The sequence below is a fragment of the Micromonospora sp. NPDC049047 genome, assembly GCF_040649135.1.
Taxonomy (GTDB): domain Bacteria; phylum Actinomycetota; class Actinomycetes; order Mycobacteriales; family Micromonosporaceae; genus Micromonospora.
On record NZ_JBEZEY010000021.1, the window covers coordinates 70,383 to 93,110 of the forward strand.

Here is a 22,728-nt window from a genome sequence, read left to right on the forward strand (position 1 = left end):
CCACGCACATGCTGCTCGACCCCGGGATGGACCTCACCCTCCGCCCGATGCGCTACCCGCACTTCTTCGACAGGTTCCGCGACGCCATCCGCAACACCTGGACGGTCGAGGAGGTCGACCTGCACGCCGACCTCGCCGACCTGGACCGGCTGTCGCCGGCCGAGCGGCACCTGGTCAGCCGCCTGGTGGCGTTCTTCGCCACCGGCGACACCATCGTCGCCAACAACCTGGTGCTCAACCTCTACCAGCACGTCAACAGCCCCGAGGGTCGCCTCTACCTGTCCCGGCAACTGTTCGAGGAGGCCGTGCACGTCCAGTTCTACCTGAACCTGCTCGACACGTACGTGCCGGACGAGACCGAGCGCTTCGAGGCCTTCGCCGCCATCGAGAACATTCCCTCGATCCGTCGCAAGGCCGAGTTCTGTTTCCGCTGGATCGACTCGCTCAACGACCTGCGGCAGCTGCGGACCAGGGAGGACCGGCGCACGTTCCTGCTCAACCTGATCTGCTTCGCCGCCTGCATCGAGGGGCTGTTCTTCTACGGCGCGTTCGCCTACGTCTACTTCCTGCGCTCCCGTGGCCTGCTGCACGGCCTGGCCTCCGGCACCAACTGGGTGTTCCGCGACGAGTCGATGCACATGGCGTTCGCGTTCGACGTCGTCGACACCGTCCGCGCCGAGGAACCGGACCTGTTCGACGACGATCTCGCCGACCAGGTGCGGCAGATGCTCGCCGAGGCCGTCGAGTGTGAGGTGCAGTTCGCCGAGGACCTGGTGGGCCAGGGGGTGCCCGGTCTGACGCTTGCCGACATGCGGGAGTACCTCCAGCACGTCGCCGACCGCCGCCTGGCCCAGCTCGGTATCGCCCCGCACTACGGGTCGAGCAACCCGTTCGCGTTCATGGAGTTGCAGGACGTGCAGGAGCTGTCCAACTTCTTCGAGCGCCGGGTGTCGGCGTACCAGGTCGGGGTGGCCGGCACCGTCGCCTTCGACGACGACTTCTAGGCGGCTACCGATCCCGGGTCCTGGCGTCGCTTGGTGAGCCACCGCATCACGTGCAGGGGGTGCGACGCCGGGTCCGGGATCGGGTGGAAGACGTGCTCCACCTCGCCGTCGGCGATGATCAGGGTCAACCGCTCGTAGAGCGTCATGTCCCCCGCGGTGCGGGTCGGCAGGCCCAGCGCGCTGGCCAGGGTCAGCCGCGGGTCCGGGATCAGCGGGTAGGGCAGCCGCAGCCGGTGTACGAGTTCCCGCTGGTAGCCGGTCGACTGCGCGGACAGGCCGTACACCCGGGCCGCGCCGGCCGCGCGGAGTTCCGCGTGGTGGTCGCGGAACCAGGCGGCCTGCTCGGTGCTGCCCCGGGCACCGTGGACCTCCAGTAGGCCGTTGGGCAGGTCGACCCCCGGCCGCCCGGTCAGGGGGTAGACGAAGATGACGCTGCGCCCGGGGCCGAGCGCGCCGAGATCGACCGGGCGGCCGTCGGTGCCGTAGAAGGACAGGTCCGGCAGGCTGATCCCGACCAGGGCGGCCGGGTCGATGCCGACCGGCGCGCCGCCGGGGACGACCTGGGTCGCGGCGGCGTCGAGGCGCGCGTCGAGCGCGTCCCGTTGGGCGGTCAGCCGGCCGATCCGTTCCTGCAGGTTGGTGATGGTGCTGCGGTACGTGGCCACCGCCGCCGCGCACACGTCGGTGTCGTCCGCACCACCGGCGATCGACTCGACGAACGGGCGGGTCTCCTCGACGGTGAGGCCGAGCGCCATCAACTCGCGGATCTGCGCCACCAACCGCACCGCGATCGGGTCGTACTCGCGATAGCCGTTACCCAACCGTCGGGGCACCACCAACCCGGCCGACTCGTAGTACCGCAGTGCCCGGACCGTGGTCCCGGTCCGTCGTGCCAGCTCACCCACCCGCATCCCGCGACCCTAAACCCGCACCCCGGGGTACGGGTCAACGTGTCCATCGTCGCGGTGCCAGGACCGCCGTTTCCTGCCAGTCTGGCTGCGAAAAGGCAGTGTGACCAGGGAGTGTGTGATGACGGCAATCAATCGGGTGCGGGCGCGGCAGATCCTCGACAGCCGGGGCAACCCGACGGTGGAGGCCGACGTGGTCCTCACCGACGGATCGACCGGGCGGGCGGCCGTACCGTCCGGTGCGTCGACGGGCGCCAACGAGGCCGTCGAGTTGCGTGACGGGGACCCGACGCGCTTCCACGGCAAGGGCGTCACGACGGCGGTCGCCGCGGTGAACGGTGCGATCGCCGACGCGGTGATCGGGCTCGACGCGGAGGACCAGGCGCTTGTCGACGAGACGATGATCGCCCTCGACGGTTCGAAGGACAAGGGTCGGCTGGGCGCCAACGCGATCCTCGCGGTGTCCCTGGCGACGGCCAAGGCAGCGGCGTTGGCCCACCGGCAGCCGCTCTTCCGCTACGTCGGTGGGGTGGGGGCCCGCCTGCTGCCGGTGCCGATGATGAACATCATCAACGGCGGCGCGCACGCCGACAACCCGCTGGACTTCCAGGAATTCATGATCGCTCCGGTCGGGGCGCGGACGTTCGCCGAGGCGGTCCGGATGGGGTCGGAGGTCTTCCACACCCTCCGGACGTCCCTGGCCGCGGCCGGGCACAGCACCAACGTCGGTGACGAGGGCGGCTTCGCGCCGAACGTCACGGACGCCGACGAGGCGCTGCGCTTCGTCCTGCGTGCCATCGAGGACGCCGGCTACGAGCCCGGCGCCGACGTGACGATCTGTCTCGACCCGGCCAGCTCCGAGTTCTTCCGGGGCGGGGTGTACGACTACGTCGGCGAGGGGCGCCAGCGCAGCGTCGAGGAGCACGTCGAGTACCTGCTCGACCTGGTCTCCCGGTACCCGATCAGCTCGGTCGAGGACCCGATGGCCGAGGACGACATCGCCGGCTGGAAGCGGCTGACAGCGCTGGCGGGGGAGCGGGTGCAGCTGGTCGGCGACGACGTCTTCTGCACCGACGTCGACCGGCTGCGCGACGGGATCGAGGGCGGGTACGCCAACGCGATCCTGGTGAAGGTCAACCAGATCGGCACGCTCACCGAGACCCTCGCGACGGTGGACGCCGCCCACAAGGCGGGCTACCGGGTGGTGATGTCGCACCGCTCCGGCGAGACCGAGGACACCACTATCGCCGACCTGGCGGTGGGCGTCGGCTGCGGCCAGATCAAGACCGGCTCGCTGTCGCGCTCGGACCGCACGGCCAAGTACAACCAGCTGATCCGCATCGAGGAGGAGCTCGGCGACCGCGCCGTCTACGCGGGAGCGCGTTGACGGCGGTTGCACGGGGCGGGGGGAGACCGGGCAGGTGTCACCACGGCCCATCGTCCGATGACATCGAGGACGGTGGGCCGGTGGTGCTTGCTTCGACATTGCTCTAGGTTGACATCTGTCTAATCAGCGTGCGACTGTCTGTTTTGACGGACGTCGAGACAGGCGCCCGATCTCATGCGGAGGGAAACCTGCCGATGGCCGACAGCACCGTACGACCCATGACCGACGCCGACGCCGATCAGGTTCTGGCGATCTACCAGGCCGGTCTCGACGACGGCAACGCCAGCTTCGAGATCACCGCGCCGACCTGGGCGGCCTTCGACGCCGCGCGCCTGCGCGCGCACCGCCTGGTGGCCGTCAACGGCGACGACGCGGTCCTCGGCTGGGTCGCCGTCTCGCCGACCTCGACCCGCGCCGTCTACGCCGGTGTGGTCGAACACTCCGTCTACGTGGACCCGGCCGCCCGGGGTCGTGGCGTCGCCCGGCATCTGCTGGACGCGTTGATCACCTCCACCGAGGCCGCCGGCATCTGGACCATCCAGTCCGGGATCTTCCCGGAGAACACCGCCAGCTTGGCGCTGCACCGCCGGGCCGGGTTCCGCGTGATCGGCGTACGCGAACGGGTTGGTCGCCACCACGACCGCTGGCGTGACGTCGTCCTGTTGGAACGTCGCAGCCCCACCATCACCTGACGGCCGGCCAGGCCGGCCACCACAGCGAGGAGTCAACGGATGAGCACCCTGGACCGCCTTCCCGTCGTCGTCATCGGCGCCGGCCCGATCGGCCTCGCCGCCGCCGCGCACCTGCACGAGCGTGGCCTGACCTTCGTCGTCCTCGAAGCCGGCGACGCCCCGGGTGCCGCCGTCCGACAGTGGGGGCACGTGCGCGTCTTCTCGCCGTGGCGGTACGACATCGACCCGGCCGCCCGTCGACTCCTCGACGAGGCCGGTTGGGCCGCCCCGGAGCCGGAGGCCCTGCCGACCGGCGCGGAGTTGGTCGCCGACTACCTCCAGCCCCTCGCGGAGTTGCCACAGCTCGCCCCACACATCAGGTACGGGGCACGCGTCGAGGCGATCAGCCGTCTCGGCCTCGACCGGACCCGTACCGCCGGACGCGACACCACGCCGTTCCTGCTCCGCCTCGCCGGCGGTGACGAACTGCTCGCCCGCGCCGTCATCGACGCCTCCGGCACCTGGGGTACGCCCAACGTCCTCGGCGCGTCCGGCCTGCCGGCGCGGGGTGAGGCCGACGTGACCGCGTACCTGGAGCACGCCCTGCCGGATGTGCTCGGTGCCGACCGCGACCGGTTCGTCGGCCGGCACACCCTTGTCGTGGGCGCCGGTCACTCGGCAGCGAACACCCTGCTGTCGCTGGCGGAGTTGTCCGCCGTCGAGCCCGGTACCGAGGTGACCTGGGCGATCCGGAGCGCCTCCGCGGCACGCACCTACGGTGGTGGGGTGGCGGACGCGCTCCCGGCGCGCGGGGCGCTCGGTTCGCGGCTGCGCGCGCACGTCGAGGCCGGGCGCATCCGGCTGCTCACCGGGTTCTCCGTGCATGCGCTCACCCCGACCGCCGGCCGGGTGCGCGTCGTCGTGCGGGCCGCCGACGGTGCCGATGAGTCGATCACCGTCGACCGCGTCGCCGCCGCCACCGGCTTCCGGCCGGACCACTCGATCGCCGCTGAGTTGCGCCTCGACCTGGACCCGGTCCTGGGCGCCACCCGTGCCCTGGCCCCCCTTATCGACCCCAACGAGCACTCCTGCGGCACCGTGCCACCGCACGGGGTGGACGAGCTCGCCCACCCGGAGAGCGGCTACTACGCCGTCGGCATGAAGTCCTACGGCCGGGCGCCGACGTTTCTGCTGGCCACCGGCTACGAGCAGGTCCGCTCCGTGGTCGCCGCCCTCGCCGGGGATTGGGCTGCCGCCCGCGACGTCCACCTCGACCTGCCGGAGACCGGCGTGTGCACCAGCAACCCCGTCGACTCGGCGAGCGGCGACGACTGCTGCGGCCCGGCGCCGGCCTCCGGGTCGGCCGGGCGCGGCCTCTCCACCGGTCTCTCCGGTGGATTGCTGTCCGCGCCGATCAGCCTGATCCCCCTCGACGCCGTGTCCGCCGGTGGCTGCTGCCCGAGCTGATGCAGCTTGGTGCGACACCAGGCCCGTGGACGAGCACCTCCACCGTCACCGTCGGCTGGCGCAGGCCACACACGTTCGGGCCGACGGGCGGGCGGCGAGGCGTTCGGCGGGAATCGGGCCGCCACAGCGTTCGCACACGCCGTAGCTGCCGTCGTCGACCCGCCGCAGCGCGACGTCCAGCTCGGCCAGGCGTCGGCGGGCCGCGTCCAGGACGGCGCTGAGCTGGGCACGTTCGAAGGCGATAGTGCTGCCCTCTGGGTCGTGCTCGTCGTCGGCGTTTGACGACCGGGACGCCTCGAAGAGGCTCCGCAGGTCGCCGTTCAGGGCGGTGGCCTGCGCCTCGGTCTGCTCGCGCAGCCGCAGCAGCTCCTGGCGAATCGCGCTGAAATCCCGGTTCATGGCCGCTCCACCGTACTGCGGGATGACTGTGGTCACAGGATTGGCATTCCGAGACGACTGGTCATATTGTTTGGGTGTCAGCCAGCCGAAGCCCGACCGGAAGGAGCGCCGCTATGCCACGACCGAAGTCGCAGGCCTCCGCCGGGACGCGGCAACGGCTGTCCGACGCCGCGCTGGACCTGTTTCACCTGCGCGGCTACAACGGCACGAGCGTGCAGGACATCGTCGCCGCCGCCGGAGCACCAAAGGGCACCTTCTACAACCACTTCGCCAGCAAGGAGGACCTCGCCCTCGACTCGGTGGCGAGATACTCCACGGCGATGAGGCTGGAGATGCTCGACGAGAAGCAGGGCGGCACCCCGCTTGAGCGGATCACCAACCATCTCCACTACATCACCGGCCTGAGTGACACCATGGGTGATCGCGGCTGCCTGCTCGGCAACTTCGCCACCGAGATCCCGGCCCACAGCGGTGTTCTGCGCGACGCTGTCGACGCCGGCTTCGGTCGCTGGGTCGCCGCCCTCGCCACGGCGATCGAGCAGGCGCGTGCAGCCGGTGAGCTGCATGGAGCCGAACCAGCCCGGGATCTCGCCGGCTTCGTCGTGTCCAGCTACGAGGGTGCGGCGGCGCGGGCGAAGGCGTCAGGTGACCCGGCGGCCGTCAGGGAGTTCTTGGCGATCACCAGGACCCGGATTCTGACCTGATCCGCGCCAGCTCCCACCGGTAACCATGCGTGTTGTCCATTTGGCGCAGCACCTACCCAATATAAGACGACCGGTCGTACGCATTCGACCGGGCAACCATCACCCCACAGGAGTGAGACATGAGCACGTACCTGATCAACCACCTGCGTATCCCCGGTGGAGTGCCGACCGAGGAGTCCCTGCGTTACCTGGAGCAGGTGGAGGCCACCACCAGGGCGTACGGCGGCAAGTGGCTCGTCCTGGACGCCCCGGTGCAGGTCATCGAGGGTTCCTGGGAGGGTTCGGCCGTCCTGATCGAGTTCCCGGACGCGCAGACCGCGAAGGCCTGGTACGAGTCCGCCGAGTACCAGGCGCTCCTGCCGCTGCGCGTCAACCACACCATCAACGACCTGATCCTGGTGGACTCCGTCGGCCCCGACTTCACGGTGGCCGGCTACGCGCAGCAGATCCGGACCCTGCTCGGTCAGTGACAAACGGTCGCTGAGCCGCCACATTTCGACCCCGGGCGGGCCACGGCCCGCCCGGGGATCGCTCACCCCGAAGCCCGGGTGGGGCCGCCGTGAACGCCTGGCGCGAGCGTCACCGTCTGGTGCGGGTGTCGCCCCGGTGGGACCGGCCGTGCCCGTCGTCCCGGTCGATGCGTAGCTCCCGCTCCAACTCGGCGATGACCGCCCGCAGGTCGTCCAGCCGCTGGGTGAGCGCGATGCGGTCCACCTCGTCCGGCACGCCGTCGCCGTCCTCGTCGTAGTCGGGAGCCAGCCGCTCGGTCATCTCCAATCGGCGTGCCTCCTCCATCGAGTTGACGATGACCGCGATGAGGATGTTGAGCAGCAGGTTGACGGTGATGACCACGTAGCTGACGTAGTACAGCAGCGTCCACGGCGAGATGGCCATGCCCTGCTCGATGAGGTCCGGCAGCGTCTCCAACGACAGCAACACGAACAGGGTGAGCAGCGACCGGCCGATGTCGCCGTACTCCGCCGGATACCTGTTGCCGAAGATCAGCCAGCCGGCCATGCCGTACACGTAGAGCGTCACCACGGCCAGGGCAAGAAAACCGGTGACGCCCGGCAGGCTGCGCCACAACGCGGAGACGATGGTCCGTAGGCCCGGCGAGAACCGGACCAACCGGACCATGCGGGCGACCCGTACGACGCGGAGCAGCGCCGGGTCACCGTGCAGGCTCGGTATGAAGATCGCTGCGATCACCACGAAGTCGAAGACGTTCCAGCCGTGCCGGAAGAAGTCCTGCGGACGCGTGCCGTAGGCCGCCAGTCGGATGCCGATCTCGACGACGAAGACGACGCGGAAGCACACCTCCAGCCAGTGCAGTGCCGCGCCCGCCGGGCTGAGGTCGTCGTACGTCTCCAGGCCGAGCACGATGCCGTTGGCGAGGATGACCACGACGATGGCGATCTCGAAGGGGCGTGATCGGGAGAGTCGGGCGCAGCGGGCGACCCATCCGGAACGGTGCGGCGGGGGTGTGGCCGGCACACCACGCTGGGCGGGCACGGGCGCCGCGCTCACCAGTCGGCCGGCTCGATCGGGCGCGCGAGGGCTGTGGCGGGGGCACACCGCCGGCCGTCGTGGTGGCGGTGCGGAGGGTGTGCGGGCATGCCCACCACCCTAGCCAAGATCAATGAAGGTGGGCGGGCCACGCGGCCGGTCAGGAGTGGCTCGTCCGCTCCGGTGTCACCGGCGCGGCGAAGAAGTCGGCGAGCGGGTCGGTGATCCTCGGGTGTGCCCGGTTGATGGCGTCGTGGCCGCTGCGCGCCACCGTGAGCGTCCGGGCGCGCGGCAGGGCGCGGGCGAGCGCGGCGTTCTGGTCCACGTAGTGCGGCGGGCCGTCTGCGCCGCAGGCCAGCAGCACCTCGGCGGTCACGCCGGCCCACCGGGTGGCCGGGCCGTCGTGCGCCAGGATCAGGGCGGTCTCGTCCAACGTGCTCGGTAGCAGCTCGCCCATGGTCCGCCCGATCGGGGTACGCAGGAAGGCGCGGATGATCGCGGTCCGGACGCCGAACGGGAGTCGTCCCGCCGCCATGTGCGGGTTGATCCCGGCGGTCGTGATGGCGAGAGCCCGGGCGGTGTCACCGGCCTGCGCCGCCGTCCGCGCGGACGGCAACCACGCCGACGGGAAGCTGCCGTCGATCGAGATCGCGGCGTCGTAGAGGGCGAGCCGGTCGATCGGCAGTCGGAGTGCGGCTTCGAGCGCCAGGAAGCCTCCGCTGCTGTGGCCGATGACGTTGCCGGCGCCGGTGTGCTCCAGCACCGCGGCGAGGTCGTCGACCTCCTGGTCCACCGTGTAGGGCATCGACCTCGGTGGCGCGTCGGCGCGCCCCCGTCGGTTGTAGAGGTGCACGGTGAACCGGTCGGCGAGCGCCCGGGCCAGCCGCCGGTAGACGTCGATCGTCGTGCCGCCGCCGTGCACCACGACGATCCCCGGCCCCGTCCCCGTCGAGTGCAGCACGATCGTCGCGCCGTCTCGTGCCCTGACCTGCTCCATGCGTGGCCCACCCTTTCCGCCGCCGACAACAACTGCGAACGACGTTTGCAGTTTACAGTAGATCGGTGAGTGACGCACCCGCCGGTGCCGGCCCCGACCGGCAGTCGATCTGGAGCAGGCCCGAACGCGGCACCCGCGGCCCCACGCCGGCACACAGTCGGGACGCCATCGTCGGGGCCGCCATCGCCCTGGCCGACGCCGAAGGGCTGGCCGCGGTGTCGATGCGCGCGGTGGCCGGCGCACTCGGCACCGGAGCCGGTTCGCTCTACCGGTACCTGTCCTCCCGCGACGACCTGCTCGACCTGATGACCGACCGGGCGGTGGGGGAGTTGCGGCCGTACCCGCAGGCGCGCGGCGACTGGTTGGACACGATGGTGCTGCTGGGCCGCCGGCAGTTGGCGCTGTTCGGCACCCACCCGTGGTTGCTCGACGTGATCCACCGGCCGTCCGGGGCCGGCCCCGAGAGTCTCGCCTGGTTCGACAACTGTCTGCGGATCCTGGAGCCGGTTCGCAGTCCCGTCGCGGCCAAGTTCGAGGCGATCGCGATGATGACCGGCGTGGTGAGCCTCTTCGCCCGTCGCGAGGCCGCCGTCGGGGTGCTCAGCTTCGACGGGATCGACCTCACGGCGTACCCGCACCTGGTCGCGGCGTTCGGTAGGCCTCCCGGGCCGGCACCTCGGGGTGACCTCGTCGAGCGGACCCTGCGTGGTCTGCTGCGTGGTCTGCTGCCCCCGGAGTCCACCGGGACGGGCTGACCTGATCGACGTACCGGCAGCGGCAGCCGACCCACGACGCGGATGGCTGCTCTAGGTTCGCGGTTGTGGCCGGGACCTGTCGACGTGGTCCCGCCTTGGGGCCGGCCGGCCCCTGCGCGCCTCAGGCATGCAGCGTCTCCCGGGGCGGCACGCCATAGCTGGCGTGATAGCGGGCGGTGAACCTGCTGTGGCTGGCGAACCCCCACCGGCTGGCGATCGCCGAGACGGTCTCCTGGCGCGGGTCGGCGCGCAGCAGGTCGTGGTGTGCCCGAGCGAGCCGGATCCGACGCAGGAACGCCATCGGGGTGGTGCCGCGATGACGGCGGAAGGCCAACTGCACCGCCCGCAACGAGACACCGGCCGCGGCGGCGATGTCGGCCGCGCTGATGTCCCGGTCGGCGTGGTCCTCCATGAAGCTGATCGCCCGTCGCAGCGTGGCGGTGCTGGCGTCGTGTCGGTCGGCGACGGTCGGTTCGGTGAACGCTGTGTTCGGGAAGACGGTGAGCGCCGCCGCGGCGAGCATTCGCGCGGCGTTGCCGATCACCAGCGGTTGCGCGCTGGCGGTCGGGTTGTTCAGCACGACGTCGCTGACGAAACTGATGGTGCTGCGCCACTGCCGGGCGAGCGCCTCGTCGGCGGGACCCAGGTCGGTGAATCGGATCCGACCGGGTCGTCGGGCCGGCGCGGTGGTGGCCACCTGCTCCAGCACCGCCAGATCCAGCACGCAGAGCTCCACCTCGCCAGGATGCCAGCGTACGGTGCAGGGCTCCTCCGGCTTGGTGACGAGGAAGACCTCGCCGGGGTTGAACCGGTTGGCGGATCCGGCGCAGCCGCGATCGACGCGGGCGGTGCGGGTGCACCCGAGGACCAGCCCGCGAAGCTCGGTGGCGCTGATGTCGAGGTGCCCGGTCTGCCGGGTGGTCGCGATGGCGAAGGGGCCGGCGTCGACACGGTGATGGGCCAGTCGGAATCTCTTCCTGCTGTCCAGGCGCAGTTTCGGGTCGTACGTCGTGGACAGGAACTCGTGGATGGCCACTGGGTCACGGCTGTCGAAGTGTCGGGTCTGCACTGGTGATGACGTCATCCGCTGTCTCCGTCCGGTGGAGGAGCCGCCGGGAGGGTGAACTGGTGCCGGCGGCCAGGTCGCGACGTGCTGAGGTGTTCCGCGGTGGCTCGGCACGGCAATGGCCGGCGGTGCAGTGAGGTGGAACGTCGCGAGCGGGACGGCAGCGACCTGTCGATGGGGCGTGCTGACGGGACTGGCTGGTGCGGAGGCTTCAGTGTGCAATATTCGTTGATGGGAATGTCACCATACGACAATCGCTGTCGGCGCTCATGCCAATCAACGCAGCGTGTCGGCAGTCGACTTCGCTTTCCGGCTAACCGGCCGGCGGGTTCTGCGTCCGCTGTCCTAGCCATGGTCGTGGGCGGCAGCGAAATCTTGTTCATGATTTCTCCGGCGCTGCGGGGCGATCGGGCCGCCGCCGGATGATCGGCCTACGAGAGGGGTGCGCCTTGGACAGTACTGATCCTGACCGCGTCGTTCGACTGGCCGTGGCGGAGGCGCTGGCCCGGGTGGTGGACGAGGACAGCCTGGGGCTGGGTGAGAGCGACGCGGTGCAACGACTCGGCACCGATCTGCGCGAGGTGCTGCGCCGCGCACTTGACAACCGTGTGCCGCTGACCACACCGGACTTCGTCGACCTCTGCCGTGACCTTGGGCTCAGCCGCGAGGCGTTCGACCTGCTGGGGCACTACCTGATGACCGCGCTGCTGGCCCACCACGTCGGGCCGGACGCCCTGATCCGGGTGGGCGTGCTGCTCGGCACCGTCGGGCGTTACCTACCGGGCGCCCGCCCGACCGCCTCCCGCAACGGACGCCCGATACCGCGTCGACGCGACGTGCGCGCGGACAACAGCGTCGTCGGCCGGTACCGTCGCGCGAAGCTGCCGGAGCACCTCCCCAACCCACCGAGCTGGACCTGCACCGGCTGCGGTCGCGAGTGGCCCTGCGCCACGAAACAGAGCCAGTTGCTCGCCGAGTTCGGCGGAGCGCGTACCGCCCTCGCTGTCTATCTGGGCTCCTGCCTGGTCGCCGCCGCCCAGGATCTGCCCACCGTGCCGCTGCCCCGGGTCCGGCTTCGATTCCTCGGTTGGCTGCCCCGCGCCCGCATCTGACCGGCAGCCGTCCGGCGGCGACCGTCCGCATCGGAGGTCCACCGCGAGCGCTGGGCGGGCGGACAACAATCGGCATCTCAGATCGGTGGTGATCCGCCGGTCCGGCTGGATCGACCGACCACCGAGCACCGCCCGGCTCGTCGACTACGGGACCGCCGAACCGTTGCTCAGCAGTGCCGGGGGAGTTCGGGCAGTCGGGCACCCGGCGCGGTCGCGACGTGACCCGCTGCTGCGCGCGGCCGGCGGTTTCGGCAGCTCAGGGCGAGGTGTTCATGGCAGGCACGCACACCGTACGACGGGTGTTCACCACCCTCTCCGAGGCTTCTTGATCGAAAGAGCATTCGCTTGATCGAGGAGAGGCCCGCAGTGCGAGACAAGCAACCCGAAGAGACCGAACACGCACAGCTGTCCCGGCGCAAGCTGGTCAAGTACGCGGGCGTCGGCGCGACGCTGGCAGCGGCCAGCCCGCTCGTCGGCGCCAGTGCGGCCTGGGCCGACGAGGACCGTCGGCCGGCTGGCGAGACGGGCGACCGGGGCAACTCCAAGAACCGGGCGTGGCGTGCTGGTGACCACCACGTCCACTCCGAGTACAGCGGCGAGTTCGACACCACGAAGAGCCCGATCGTCTTCCACAAGGGCGCGGACGCGGTCTACCCGATCGTCACCAACGCCATCATGGCGAAGAACTTCGGCCTGACCTGGGCGATGTGCACCGACCACGGTGGACCGACGCACTCCAAGGTGAACATCGAGCAGGCGTACCCCGACCTGCTGCGGTCCCGCAAGTTGGTGCCCGAGGTGCTCCAGTTCTGGGGGATGGAGTTCGACGCGCCCTCGCTGGACCACCACACGCTGATGATCCCGCGCCACGACGACGAGGCGAAGCAGCTCTTCGAGCTGGAGAGCCGGTTCGCGAAGTACGACGCGTTCCCCACCGAGCCGGCGCGGGACACCGAGGCCAAGATGGTGGAGTTCCTCAAGGTCGCCCGGGGCATGCCGCACAAGCCACTGGTGATCGCCCACCACGCGTCCCGGTCGGCGCCCGGTCTCGGCGTCTACGGCCAGGACACCCCGCGCGAGTTCCGCAACGGCAACAACGCGGCGCCGGACGTCTACATCGGCTTCGAGGGCGCACCCGGCCACCAGGCGGGCCCGCTCAACGGCGGCAAGCGCGGCGGGTACGGCAACCACCCGACCTACGGTGGGTTCGACCAGATGACCGCCCGGGTCGGCGGACTCTGGGACTCGCTCCTCGGTGAGGGTCGGCGCTGGTGGATCACCGCGACCTCGGACTCGCACGTGCACTGGACCCGCGGCGGCTCCGACTTCTGGCCGGGCGAGTACAGCAAGACCTACGTGCACGCCCGCCAGGACTACGGCGACATCATGGACGGCCTGCGCAACGGCCGGATCTGGGTCACCACCGGTGACCTGATCCGCAGCCTCGACGTCACCGCCAGGTCCCAGGGCAAGACCGCCGAGGTGGGCGAGACCATCACGGTCAGCCGCCGCAGCCGTACCGATGTCGAGATCGAGATCACGTTCCGTCCGTTGGGCGGCGTGAACGCGCACGGGGACCGCCCCGAGGTCCGTCGGGTCGACCTGATCGTCGGTCAGATCACCGGCCCGAGCGCCAACCTGGACGCCGACACCAACCCCACCACCAAGGTGGTGGCCCGGTTCGGCCCGCGCGACTGGCGTCGACAGGGCGAGGACTACGTCATCCGGCACACGCTGCGCAACGTCGAGGCCGACACCTACGCGCGGGTGCGCGGCACCAGCACCGACGAGGCCGAGCCGCTCGCCGACGGGCTGGAGAGCCCGTGGGACGACCTGTGGTTCTACTCGAACCCGGTGTTCGTGCAGGTGCGCTGACCCCATCCGGCAGCGGCACGGCGGGCCCGTCCGGCTGCGCTCGACGTACCACGTCGGGGGAGCCGGGCGGGCCCGCGTCGCGTTTTCGTCCGGCGGGCCGGCGTCGCGGCTGGTCCGAACCGGACACGTCGCCCTACGGCGCTGGCCACCGCGCGGCGGTCAGTCGGTGCTGCGGCGACGGCCCCGGGCAGCGGCGCTCCGGCCGCCGCGCCCGGCCGGTGGGCCGGTCTGGTCCGGCGCCGGCGCGGGTTGCACCTGCGACACCACCTCGCAGAGGTCGCGCAACGGGTCCATCGCCTGGGCGGAGCAGGCGACCCGCTGCAGCAGTGCCCGCAGCGTCGCCGACTCGGTCGGCGTGAGCGCGCCCAACAGGTGCGACTCGACGCGCCGCAGCGCCAGACGCCGTTGCTCCCAGGCGGTGCGGCCGACGTCGGTGACGTCGACGAGCCGGTTGCGCCGGTCTGCCGGGTCCGCCCGCCGGGCGACGAACCCGGGCCGTTCCAGGTCGTCGATCAGATACGTGAGCACGGTGCGGTCGATGCCGAGCTCCTCCGCTATCGCACCCTGGTTTCGGGCTGGCCCGTTGATCGCTGCGGTGAGCACCTGGTAGCCGCGTGGGCCACCGGGAAAGTCGGTGAGCGCGTGCTCGGCCGCCCGGACGTAGCCACGGAAGACGATCCCGAGCATCCAGCCCAGGTCGTCGTCGAGCGGATCGGGCCGGTCCGGCCGGTGTGGGGCACCCGTCATCCCCCGACAATAGCGCAGTGACGAAGACCTTGTTGGCAGAAGATGTTCTGTATGACATAAGGTCGTGGTCATGGCGCATCGTTCGAGGCGTCGCGTGAATCGGGAGGCTCGCCCATGAGCGACTACGGCCATGACCTGGTCTTCGGCTCGTTCGTCACCCCCAGCGGTGACAACCCGGCCGCCACTGTCGGCCTGGCCGTCCTGACCGAGCAGGTCGGGCTGGACCTGGTCACCTTCCAGGACCACCCGTACCAGCCCGCGTTCCTCGACACCTGGACCCTGCTCAGCTTCGTCGCGGCCCGGACCAGCCGCGTGCAGGTGGCGGCGAACGTGACGAACCTGCCACTGCGGCCACCGGCGGTGCTCGCCCGCAGCGTGGCAAGCCTGGACCTGCTCAGCGGCGGCCGGGTCGCTCTCGGCCTCGGCGCGGGAGCGTTCTGGGAGGCCATCGAGGCGATGGGCGGCCGACGCCTGACCCCGGGCCAGGGCGTACGCGCGTTGGAGGAGGCCATCGAGGTCATCCGCCAGCTCTGGGACGCCGAGACGCGGGGCGGCGTGCGCGTCGATGGTGAGTTCTACCGGGTGCGCGGCGCCAAGCGCGGGCCGGCACCGGCCCACGCGGTGCCGATCTGGTTGGGCGCGTACAAGCCCCGGATGCTCCAGCTCACCGGTCGCCGGGCCGATGGTTGGCTGCCGTCGCTCGGCTATCTCCAGCCGGGTGACCTGGCCAGGGGTAACGCGACAATCGACGACGCCGCGCGGGAGGCCGGCAGGTCACCGCAGGACGTGCGGCGGCTGCTCAACATCTCGGGGCGGTTCTCGGCCGCCGCAAGCGGGTCCCTGAACGGGCCTGCCGCGCAGTGGGCGCGGGAACTGGCCGAGCTGGCGCTGGGGGAGGGGGTGAGCACCTTCATCCTCGGCAGCGACGATCCCGACGACCTGCGCCGGTTCGCCGGCGAGGTGGCTCCGGCGGTTCGCGAGCTGGTCGCGGCCGAGCGTGATCGCGGTGCCGCGCCGAAACTGGAGCACGCGCCGGAGCGCGAGGGCCGTGCGCCGGAGCCGGAGCGTGCGGTGCGTGCGCCGGAGTCGGCGGCGCGACCGAGCCGGGCGACAGTGACCGGGGGTGCGTTCGCCGTGGTGCCGACCCCGGACGACGGCGTACGGCGCAGTGAGCAGCAGGTCTGGGACGAGTCGACCCGACCGAGCGGGCCCGCGCCCGACCCGGACCGCACCTACACGCCGCACGAGCAGGCCACCGGGGCGCACCTGGTGCAGATCCACGACGGCCTGCGTGCCGAGTTGGCCCAGATTCACGATCTGATCGAGCAGGTGGCGGCCGGCGAGATCGACTCCGGTGCGGCCCGGTCCCACATCAACACCATGACCATGCGACAGAACCGCTGGACGCTCGGCGTCTACTGCGAGTCGTACTGCCGGATCGTCACCACCCACCACACCATCGAGGACCAGTCGTTCTTTCCCCGGTTGCGGGCGCGTGACCCGCGACTCGGACCGGTCGTCGACCGGCTGGAGCAGGAGCACCACGTCATCCACGACGTGTTGGAGGGCGTCGACCGAGCTCTTGTCGCGTACGTCGGGTCTCCGGACGGTCTCGCGGAGTTGCGGGCGGCGGTGGATCTGCTGACCGACGCCCTGCTGTCGCACCTGAGCTACGAGGAGCGGGAGCTTGTCGAACCGTTGGCGCGGTTGGGCATCGCCTGACCGGCACGCGATCCGGTACGGACCGGGGTTGCCGGACTTTATCTGAGAGACTACTTTCGAAAGATGTCTCTCAAGAATCCGTACGGGGATTTCGAGATCACCGAGCCGCAGGCGTTGCGGGCGCTCGCCCATCCGGTGCGGCTGGCGATCCTCGAACACCTTCAGCGGCACGGCCCGGCCACCGCGACCGGGCTGTCGCCGCACGTCGGCGCCACTCCGTCGGTGGTCAGCTGGCACCTGCGCCATCTCGCGACGTTCGGCCTGGTCAGCGACTGGGATGGCGCCACCAGCAAACGGGAACGTTGGTGGCAGGCGGTCGCCCGGGGCTTCCGCTTCACAGTGCCCGACAGTGTCGAAGGGCAGACGGCCAGCCAACAGCTGCGCGGCGAGATGTTCGCCCGCAACGCCGACGCGCCCCAGCAGTGGCTGCTGCGCGAGGAACCCCGGCTGGACTCCGAGTGGCGGGCGCTGGCCGGCATGGCCGACACCCGGTTCGTGGCAACAGCCGACGAGCTGCGACAGCTCGAGGAGTCGATCGAGGAGCTGATCGCTCCGTACGTGCGACGCAAGGAGGGCCCCGCGCCGGACGGCGCGCGGATCGTCCGGATGCTGCGCTATCTCCTGCCCGAGCCGAGCGACGACGCCCCGGCCGAGCCCGGCGACGACCCGGCCACGTCGTGAGCGGCGCCGGCACCGTGAACGCCACCGGCACCGTGCCCCCGCCGGCCCTGCATCGCGACCGGCGGTTCCGCACCTTCTGGATCGGTCAGACGATCTCCGATTTCGGTGATCGGATCAGCGAACTGGCCCTGCCGCTGATCGCCGTCAGCCTGCTCGCCGCGACGCCACTGCAGGTGAGCGTCCTGACCGCGTTGATCTGGCTGCCCAACCTGTTGGGACTGTTCCTGGGCGCCTGGGTGGACCAGCGCACCCACAAACGGCGACTCCTGATCATCGCGGACCTGATCCGCGCCGGGGTGCTGCTCAGCCTGCCGGTGTTCTACCTGCTCGGCGCGCTCACCCTCACCCAGCTCTACCTGGTGGCACTGCTCACCGGGGCCGGGGCCGTACTGTTCGCCATGGCACGCCAGGCGTTCTTCGTGGCCCTGGTGCCGCGATCGGCGTACGTGGACGCGAACAGCAAGCTGAGCATGAGCCGCTCGCTCTCGTTCATCGCCGGTCCGGCCGTCGGTGGTGGGCTGGTCCAGGCGCTGAGCGCGCCGGTAGCGATCGTCGTCGACGCGGTCTCCTTCCTCGGCTCCGCGCTGCTGCTCAGCCGCATCCCGGTGACCGAGCCACCGCCGCCGCCGCGCCGCACGTCCACCCTCGACCTGGTCCGCGAGGGGCTCGTGCTGGTGCTGCGGCACCCGGTGCTGCGGGCCGCCCTCGGTTGCACCAGCACCGTCAACTTCTTCACCTTCATCGCGAGCGCCCTGCTGGTGCTCTACGCCAGCCGCGAACTCGACCTGTCGGCTGGCGCGATAGGCCTCTCCATCGGATTCGGGGCGGTCGGCGGGCTCGCGGGGGCGGCGCTCGCCCCACGGATCTCGCGCGCCATCGGACTGGGGCGTACCGCGATGATCGGCGCGGTGCTCTTTCCCGCGCCGCTGGCACTGACCGCTCTGGTGTCCGGGCCGACCGCGACGAAGGTGGCAGCCCTGGCGGCCATCGAGTTGGTCTCCAGCGTCGGGGTGATGCTGATGGACGTCAACCTCAACGCCCTCCTGGCCGCCGTGACACCCGACGACGCGCGGGGACGCCGCGCCGGTGCGTACAGCGCCGTCAACTACGGCATCCGGCCGCTCGGCGCGCTTGTCGGTGGCGCGTTGGGCACCACCATCGGGCTGCGGCCCACCCTTGTCGTCGCCGGCCTGGGTGGTGTGCTCGCCGTGCTCTGGCTGGTCGCGTCGCCGGTGCGTCACATCAGGACCCTCGACGACCCCACGGCCCGACCTGCCTGACGCCCCACGTCGAGCTGGGCCCGCTCCGGCCGCACGCCGCCGCAACGGGCCCGGGTCGGGCAGGTCAGGCGGCCTCCGCCAGCAGTATCTGCGCCAGCTCGGTGGGTTGGGAGAACATCGGCCAGTGACCTGTCGCCATCGTGACCAGCCGCCAGCGGTCACTGGTCAGCAGCTCAGCCACCGTGTCGTTGGGCTCCGGCCCGTCGAGCAGGCATTTGAGGTACGTCGTCGGCAGCTCGCCCAGCGGGCGGGTCAGCACGGCCGGCTCGGTGAGCGTGGCGCCCGGGTGCGCGGTGGAGCCCTCGGCCAGCCGGGTCGCCTGCTCGTCGCTGAGCCCCTGACCAGCGAGGTCAGCCACACCCAGCGGCGCCCAGGAGCCGCCGTTGCCGGCGAGCAGCGCGTCGAACGCCGGCTGACCCTGCCACCAACCGGACGCGAACGACCCGCCGTCGACAGGCACCTCCGCGTCGACGAAGACCACCCGGGTCAGCCGGTCGCCGATCCGCTCGGCGGCCTGACCCACCGGAATGCCGGAGTAGCTGTGCCCGACCAGCACCACGTCGCGCAGGTCCCGGTGCTCGATCTCGTCGACGATGTCCCGTACGTGGGTCTGCTGGCCGGCGGCCACGCCCTGTCGCTCGGCGAGGCCGGAGAGGGTCAGCGGGTAGGTGCCGTGCCCGGCCGCCCGCAACGGCGGCACCACCTCGTCCCATGCCCACGACCCCAGCCACGCCCCGGCAACCAACACGAAATCAGCCATGGTCGGGACCGTAGCGCCGCCCTGTGACAGCCGGCGGCTCAGGGCCAGGTGCGGGCCTGCGCCGCGAAAAGCTCCGGTGGGCTCGCCACCGGCAGCACACACAGCAGATGCCCACCGGGGGCCCGCAGGATCCGGCACTCCAACCACCGCGACACCTCGATGGCACCCAGGTCGAGCAGCCGGGCGGTCTCGGCCGCCACGTCGTCGGTCTCGATGTCGAGGTGATAGCGCGGCGCGTCGTCCACCGCCTGCACGGCCGTCACCAGCCCCGGCAGCGCCTCGTGCAGGCCGACGAACTGCGGCTCGGCCGGAACGGAGCGGGTGTCGACGCCGAGCGCCGCCGACCAGAACTCGGCCGCCTGCGCGGCCTCCGCCTCGGGGGTGTCGATCAGCAGGGCGTAGACGCGGCTGCGGTGCATGCGGGGCAGCATATTTCGGCGGCGGGCCGAGCGCCAGGCGCCAGCCGCGGGTGCCGGTGGCGGCCCTGGTACGCCCTCCGACCCCGGGCCGGGAAACCGCTCAGCTGTGATCCCGTGCGGGCGGCCCGACATCGACCGGCATCCGGTAGATCCACACCGGATAGTCCACTGCCGACTGTCCGCCGTTGAGCCCGGCGGTCAGGTGCAACTGTGCCGCAGGCAGCCAGAGTCGGGCGTCGGCATCGAGCCACATCGCGTCCACCCAGACCAGCCGGGGATCATCGACGAGGGTCCGCACGCTGCCGTCGGATGCGAGGGCGAGGACGCGTCGTCGTTCCACGTCGCTGAGGTAGATGGTCCCGTCGGCGTCGATCGCCGTGCCCCCGGTGCAGGGCGTGTCACACCACGGTTCGACCCGCCCGGCCGTCTCCTCGACGGGCACCGACGGGTCGTCCAACCAGCGGGTGCCGATCCGGGACATCCCGCCGGAGGCCGGTTGGTAGTAGAGCCACCGGCCGTCCGGCGACACCTCCAGTTGATCCATGTGCAGGCGTACCTCGGCACCTGTCGCGTCCCGCACCACCCGCCCGTCGGCGACCAGCGGCCCACCCACCGCGCTCGGATGCCCGTCCAGCGCGCGTCGGGAGCGTCCCGAGTCCAGGTCCAGCACGACGAGACCGGGCGCCCCCGCGTCGCTGAGGTACGCCGTCGGGCCGTTGAACCGCACGTCGTCGAGATAGCTGGTCGGGTGCACCGCCTCGGCAAGGTGGTAGACCCGGTCCACGCGGTCGGCGTCCAGGTCGACCACGATCAGCCGCGCGCCACCGGGCACCTGCCGGTCGCCAAGTTGCCGCGCACCCGAGTCGACGATCCACAACCGGCCGTCCGGGCCGGCGCGCAGGCTGTTGACGTGCACGAAGGTGCTGTCCGGCGACCGATCGGCGCGATTCCACGCGCGATCCGGATACGGGTCGCGGCGACCGTCCGGCAGCACCTCGACCACCTGTACGCCCGGCCGGTCCGCCGCCGGGTAGCTCAGGAAGAGCCGCCCGCGCAGCGACGTCACGCCCGTGCACACCCGATCCTCGCGCAGCACCGGGGTCAACCGGGGATCCTCCACGCCGGACAGTGGGGACATCGACCCGCTCCTCACCCGCCAGACGGTGCCTGCGGTCCGCGCCGACGGCCGACGGATCCGGCCATCCGGCGCGGTATCCCCGGCGCGGGCCGGACGAAACCGTCCGGCGTCGCCGGCGCGGCGGGATCTCGGGCGCAGCCGGCCGAGGACCCCGGACGGGACATCTCCGGGTGTGGCGACCCCCAGCCGACCGGTGTGACGCATTCCGCTCGCTCGACGCCGCCCGCGCCTGTGGTGCCCGCCCCCACGATCGGTCAGGATGAGCCGGGGCGACAGTGGGCCGTCGTCCTGGACACTCCCACCCCGAGCCCGCTGAGGAGTTTCCGTGCCGTCCACCCTGCTCTCCCGCCGCGACCTCGACTTCCTGCTACACGACTGGCTGCGGGTGTCCCAACTCGTCGAGCGTCCCCGCTACGCGGAGCACTCCCGGGAGACGATCGACGACGCACTGGACCTCGCCGAACGGGTGGCCACCGAGCAGTTCGCCCCGCACAACCGGGCCGCCGACCTCGCCGAGCCCACCTTCGACGGGCAGCGGGTGCGGCTGATCCCGCAGGTCCAGGTGGCGCTCGACAGTTTCGCCGAGACGGGCCTGCTCACCGCCGGGCTGGACGCCTCGGTCGGCGGCCTGCAACTGCCGCACGCCGTCGCGGCGGCCTGCTTCACCTGGTTCCAGGCGGCGAACGTGGCCACCTCCGCGTACCCGTTCCTCACCCTGGGCAACGCCAACCTGCTGCTGGCGCACGGCAGCGTCGAGCAGGTGGACACCTACGTCCGGCCGATGCTCGACGGCCGGTTCTTCGGCACCATGTGCCTGTCCGAGCCGCACGCCGGCAGTTCACTCGCCGACATCACCACCCGGGCGGAGCCCCAGGCGGACGGCACGTACCGGCTCTTCGGCACCAAGATGTGGATCTCCGGTGGTGATCATGAGCTGGTCGAGAACATCGTCCACCTGGTGCTGGCGCGGATCCCTGGCGCCCCGCCCGGCGTGAAGGGCATCTCGCTGTTCATCGTGCCCAAGGTGCTGGTCGGCCGGGACGGTTCACTCGGTGACCGCAATGACGTCGTGTTGGCCGGGCTCAACCACAAGATGGGTTTCCGGGGCACCACCAACGCCCTGCTCAACTTCGGCGACGGCGCGCACACCCCGGGCGGTCGCGCCGGTGCGGTCGGCCACCTGGTCGGTGCGCCGCACCAGGGCCTGGCCCAGATGTTCCACATGATGAACGAGGCCCGGATCGGGGTCGGGGCCGGCGCCACCGCGCTGGGTTACACCGGCTATCTCAAGAGCCTGGCGTACGCCCGGGAACGGCCGCAGGGGCGGCCGGTCGGCGCGAAGGACCCGGCCGCGCCGCAGGTGCCGATCATCGACCACCCCGACGTACGACGGATGCTGCTGGCGCAGAAGAGCTACGTGGAGGGGGCGCTGGCGCTGGTGCTCTACTGCGCGCGGCTGCTCGACGAGCAGCGGACCGCCCCCGTCGCGGCGGACCGCGAGCGATCGCATCTGCTGCTGGACGTGCTCACCCCGATCACCAAGAGTTGGCCGTCGCAGTGGTGCCTGACCGCCAACGACCTGGCGATCCAGGTGCTCGGCGGCGCCGGGTACACCCGCGATCACGACGTGGAGCAGCACTACCGGGACAACCGGCTCAACCCGATTCACGAAGGCACCCACGGCATCCAGGCGTTGGACCTGCTGGGCCGCAAGATGACCATGCAGGGCGGCGCCGGTCTCGCCGTGCTGACCGCGACGATCGGCGACACCGTCGAGCGGGGCCGGAAGGCCGGCGGCGAGGCGGCCGACCTGGCGGACCGGCTGGCCGCCTCGGTGGACCGGATCACCTCGGTCACCGCCCGGCTCTGGGCCGACGGTGACCCGGAGCTCGCGCTGGCCAACGCCACCGCCTACCTGGAGGCCGTCGGGCACGTGGTGATCGCGTGGATGTGGCTGGAGCAGGTGCTGGCGTTGCCGCCGGAGGGCACCGGCGAGGCGTTCCACGCCGGTAAGCGGCAGGCCGCCCGCTACTTCTTCACCGTCGAGCTGCCCCGCACCGGGCCGCAGTTCGACCTGCTGGAGAGCCGGGACCGCACCACGCTCGACATGCGGCCGGACTGGTTCTGACC

22 protein-coding genes are annotated in these 22,728 nt (G+C 71.2%); 13 read left to right on the forward strand and 9 right to left on the reverse strand.

The genetic code is table 11. The features are described from left to right. Window positions 1-8 precede the first annotated feature (8 nt). Entirely contained in the window at window positions 9-1,004 is a 996-nt protein-coding gene (locus AB0B86_RS26425; RefSeq protein WP_357411475.1) for a ribonucleotide-diphosphate reductase subunit beta, read from the forward strand. On the opposite strand, the gene AB0B86_RS26430 is transcribed toward AB0B86_RS26425, so the two are convergent. Then, window positions 1,001-1,915: a MerR family transcriptional regulator gene (locus AB0B86_RS26430; RefSeq protein WP_357420040.1), complete on the reverse strand. Its 915-nt coding sequence runs from the start codon at window positions 1,913-1,915 to the stop codon at window positions 1,001-1,003. The two genes, AB0B86_RS26425 and AB0B86_RS26430, sit on opposite strands and share 4 nt — an antisense overlap. Before the next feature lie 118 nt (window positions 1,916-2,033). Here AB0B86_RS26430 and eno point away from each other — a divergent pair, with 118 nt between their 5' ends. From eno to AB0B86_RS26445, 3 genes are all read left to right on the forward strand, one after another. Beyond that, complete coding sequence (gene eno, locus AB0B86_RS26435; RefSeq protein WP_357411442.1) at window positions 2,034-3,299, forward strand: phosphopyruvate hydratase; 1,266 nt, start codon at window positions 2,034-2,036, stop codon at window positions 3,297-3,299. A 194-nt stretch (window positions 3,300-3,493) separates the two neighbouring features. Then, window positions 3,494-3,991: an N-acetyltransferase family protein gene (locus tag AB0B86_RS26440; RefSeq protein WP_357411440.1), complete on the forward strand. Its 498-nt coding sequence runs from the start codon at window positions 3,494-3,496 to the stop codon at window positions 3,989-3,991. 39 nt (window positions 3,992-4,030) lie between these two features. Continuing rightward, entirely contained in the window at window positions 4,031-5,437 is a 1,407-nt protein-coding gene (locus AB0B86_RS26445; protein WP_357411438.1) for an FAD-dependent oxidoreductase, read from the forward strand. A 45-nt stretch (window positions 5,438-5,482) separates the two neighbouring features. Here AB0B86_RS26445 and AB0B86_RS26450 read toward each other — a convergent pair whose 3' ends face one another. Next, complete coding sequence (locus tag AB0B86_RS26450) at window positions 5,483-5,836, reverse strand: TraR/DksA C4-type zinc finger protein (RefSeq protein ID WP_357420041.1); 354 nt, start codon at window positions 5,834-5,836, stop codon at window positions 5,483-5,485. A gap of 113 nt (window positions 5,837-5,949) precedes the next feature. On the opposite strand from AB0B86_RS26450, the gene AB0B86_RS26455 reads away from it, so the two are divergent. Further along, complete coding sequence (locus tag AB0B86_RS26455) at window positions 5,950-6,540, forward strand: TetR/AcrR family transcriptional regulator (protein WP_357411434.1); 591 nt, start codon at window positions 5,950-5,952, stop codon at window positions 6,538-6,540. Window positions 6,541-6,659: 119 nt separating this feature from the next. Next, window positions 6,660-7,010 (forward strand): DUF1330 domain-containing protein, encoded by a 351-nt coding sequence (locus AB0B86_RS26460; protein ID WP_357411432.1) that lies wholly within the window; start codon window positions 6,660-6,662, stop codon window positions 7,008-7,010. 109 nt (window positions 7,011-7,119) lie between these two features. Here AB0B86_RS26460 and AB0B86_RS26465 read toward each other — a convergent pair whose 3' ends face one another. Together AB0B86_RS26465 and AB0B86_RS26470 are read right to left on the reverse strand one after the other, a co-directional pair. Continuing rightward, window positions 7,120-8,067, reverse strand: coding sequence for an ion transporter (locus AB0B86_RS26465; protein WP_357411430.1), 948 nt, complete (start codon window positions 8,065-8,067; stop codon window positions 7,120-7,122). Between the two features lie 139 nt (window positions 8,068-8,206). Next, the gene (locus AB0B86_RS26470) at window positions 8,207-9,043 is read right to left on the reverse strand and encodes an alpha/beta hydrolase (protein WP_357420042.1); all 837 of its coding nucleotides are present in this window, start codon (window positions 9,041-9,043) and stop codon (window positions 8,207-8,209) included. A gap of 65 nt (window positions 9,044-9,108) precedes the next feature. On the opposite strand from AB0B86_RS26470, the gene AB0B86_RS26475 reads away from it, so the two are divergent. After that, window positions 9,109-9,798, forward strand: a complete 690-nt coding sequence (locus AB0B86_RS26475) for a helix-turn-helix domain-containing protein (RefSeq protein WP_357420043.1) — start codon at window positions 9,109-9,111, stop codon at window positions 9,796-9,798. Between the two features lie 121 nt (window positions 9,799-9,919). Here AB0B86_RS26475 and AB0B86_RS26480 read toward each other — a convergent pair whose 3' ends face one another. Next, window positions 9,920-10,882, reverse strand: a complete 963-nt coding sequence (locus AB0B86_RS26480) for an AraC family transcriptional regulator (RefSeq protein WP_357411423.1) — start codon at window positions 10,880-10,882, stop codon at window positions 9,920-9,922. 431 nt (window positions 10,883-11,313) lie between these two features. On the opposite strand from AB0B86_RS26480, the gene AB0B86_RS26485 reads away from it, so the two are divergent. Together AB0B86_RS26485 and AB0B86_RS26490 are read left to right on the forward strand one after the other, a co-directional pair. After that, window positions 11,314-11,976 (forward strand): hypothetical protein, encoded by a 663-nt coding sequence (locus tag AB0B86_RS26485; protein ID WP_357411421.1) that lies wholly within the window; start codon window positions 11,314-11,316, stop codon window positions 11,974-11,976. A 366-nt stretch (window positions 11,977-12,342) separates the two neighbouring features. After that, a complete protein-coding gene (locus AB0B86_RS26490; protein ID WP_357420044.1) occupies window positions 12,343-13,851 on the forward strand; it encodes a phosphoesterase in 1,509 nt (502 codons plus the stop codon). A gap of 159 nt (window positions 13,852-14,010) precedes the next feature. Here the strand turns inward: AB0B86_RS26490 and AB0B86_RS26495 are convergent, their stop codons facing one another. Beyond that, complete coding sequence (locus AB0B86_RS26495; protein ID WP_357411417.1) at window positions 14,011-14,598, reverse strand: MarR family winged helix-turn-helix transcriptional regulator; 588 nt, start codon at window positions 14,596-14,598, stop codon at window positions 14,011-14,013. A 114-nt stretch (window positions 14,599-14,712) separates the two neighbouring features. Between AB0B86_RS26495 and AB0B86_RS26500 the strand changes: the two genes are divergently transcribed. The 3 genes from AB0B86_RS26500 (at window position 14,713) to AB0B86_RS26510 (ending at window position 18,281) form a co-directional block, all read left to right on the forward strand. Then, a complete protein-coding gene (locus AB0B86_RS26500) occupies window positions 14,713-16,320 on the forward strand; it encodes an LLM class flavin-dependent oxidoreductase (RefSeq protein WP_357420045.1) in 1,608 nt (535 codons plus the stop codon). A gap of 63 nt (window positions 16,321-16,383) precedes the next feature. Continuing rightward, complete coding sequence (locus AB0B86_RS26505) at window positions 16,384-17,001, forward strand: helix-turn-helix domain-containing protein (protein WP_357411412.1); 618 nt, start codon at window positions 16,384-16,386, stop codon at window positions 16,999-17,001. Continuing rightward, window positions 16,998-18,281, forward strand: a complete 1,284-nt coding sequence (locus tag AB0B86_RS26510; protein WP_357411410.1) for an MFS transporter — start codon at window positions 16,998-17,000, stop codon at window positions 18,279-18,281. Before AB0B86_RS26505 ends, AB0B86_RS26510 begins: the two co-directional genes overlap by 4 nt. Before the next feature lie 64 nt (window positions 18,282-18,345). On the opposite strand, the gene AB0B86_RS26515 is transcribed toward AB0B86_RS26510, so the two are convergent. The 3 genes from AB0B86_RS26515 to AB0B86_RS26525 form a co-directional block, all read right to left on the reverse strand. After that, window positions 18,346-19,041: an alpha/beta hydrolase gene (locus AB0B86_RS26515; protein ID WP_357411408.1), complete on the reverse strand. Its 696-nt coding sequence runs from the start codon at window positions 19,039-19,041 to the stop codon at window positions 18,346-18,348. Window positions 19,042-19,079: 38 nt separating this feature from the next. After that, window positions 19,080-19,460: a VOC family protein gene (locus AB0B86_RS26520; protein WP_357411406.1), complete on the reverse strand. Its 381-nt coding sequence runs from the start codon at window positions 19,458-19,460 to the stop codon at window positions 19,080-19,082. 100 nt (window positions 19,461-19,560) lie between these two features. Continuing rightward, complete coding sequence (locus tag AB0B86_RS26525) at window positions 19,561-20,598, reverse strand: L-dopachrome tautomerase-related protein (protein WP_357420046.1); 1,038 nt, start codon at window positions 20,596-20,598, stop codon at window positions 19,561-19,563. A 325-nt stretch (window positions 20,599-20,923) separates the two neighbouring features. Between AB0B86_RS26525 and AB0B86_RS26530 the strand changes: the two genes are divergently transcribed. Further along, window positions 20,924-22,726: an acyl-CoA dehydrogenase gene (locus AB0B86_RS26530; protein ID WP_357411402.1), complete on the forward strand. Its 1,803-nt coding sequence runs from the start codon at window positions 20,924-20,926 to the stop codon at window positions 22,724-22,726. Window positions 22,727-22,728 lie beyond the last annotated feature (2 nt).

What these genes read in the sequence shown, in the direction of transcription:
- AB0B86_RS26425 (WP_357411475.1), top strand. Translation starts at nt 9, where the DNA reads ATGCTGCTCGACCCCGGGATGGACCTCACCCTCCGCCCGATGCGCTAC.
- AB0B86_RS26430 (WP_357420040.1), bottom strand. Translation starts at nt 1,915, where the DNA reads ATGCGGGTGGGTGAGCTGGCACGACGGACCGGGACCACGGTCCGGGCA.
- eno (WP_357411442.1), top strand. Translation starts at nt 2,034, where the DNA reads ATGACGGCAATCAATCGGGTGCGGGCGCGGCAGATCCTCGACAGCCGG.
- AB0B86_RS26440 (WP_357411440.1), top strand. Translation starts at nt 3,494, where the DNA reads ATGGCCGACAGCACCGTACGACCCATGACCGACGCCGACGCCGATCAG.
- AB0B86_RS26445 (WP_357411438.1), top strand. Translation starts at nt 4,031, where the DNA reads ATGAGCACCCTGGACCGCCTTCCCGTCGTCGTCATCGGCGCCGGCCCG.
- AB0B86_RS26450 (WP_357420041.1), bottom strand. Translation starts at nt 5,836, where the DNA reads ATGAACCGGGATTTCAGCGCGATTCGCCAGGAGCTGCTGCGGCTGCGC.
- AB0B86_RS26455 (WP_357411434.1), top strand. Translation starts at nt 5,950, where the DNA reads ATGCCACGACCGAAGTCGCAGGCCTCCGCCGGGACGCGGCAACGGCTG.
- AB0B86_RS26460 (WP_357411432.1), top strand. Translation starts at nt 6,660, where the DNA reads ATGAGCACGTACCTGATCAACCACCTGCGTATCCCCGGTGGAGTGCCG.
- AB0B86_RS26470 (WP_357420042.1), bottom strand. Translation starts at nt 9,043, where the DNA reads ATGGAGCAGGTCAGGGCACGAGACGGCGCGACGATCGTGCTGCACTCG.
- AB0B86_RS26480 (WP_357411423.1), bottom strand. Translation starts at nt 10,882, where the DNA reads ATGACGTCATCACCAGTGCAGACCCGACACTTCGACAGCCGTGACCCA.
- AB0B86_RS26495 (WP_357411417.1), bottom strand. Translation starts at nt 14,598, where the DNA reads ATGACGGGTGCCCCACACCGGCCGGACCGGCCCGATCCGCTCGACGAC.
- AB0B86_RS26500 (WP_357420045.1), top strand. Translation starts at nt 14,713, where the DNA reads ATGAGCGACTACGGCCATGACCTGGTCTTCGGCTCGTTCGTCACCCCC.
- AB0B86_RS26505 (WP_357411412.1), top strand. Translation starts at nt 16,384, where the DNA reads ATGTCTCTCAAGAATCCGTACGGGGATTTCGAGATCACCGAGCCGCAG.
- AB0B86_RS26515 (WP_357411408.1), bottom strand. Translation starts at nt 19,041, where the DNA reads ATGGCTGATTTCGTGTTGGTTGCCGGGGCGTGGCTGGGGTCGTGGGCA.
- AB0B86_RS26520 (WP_357411406.1), bottom strand. Translation starts at nt 19,460, where the DNA reads ATGCACCGCAGCCGCGTCTACGCCCTGCTGATCGACACCCCCGAGGCG.
- AB0B86_RS26525 (WP_357420046.1), bottom strand. Translation starts at nt 20,598, where the DNA reads ATGTCCCCACTGTCCGGCGTGGAGGATCCCCGGTTGACCCCGGTGCTG.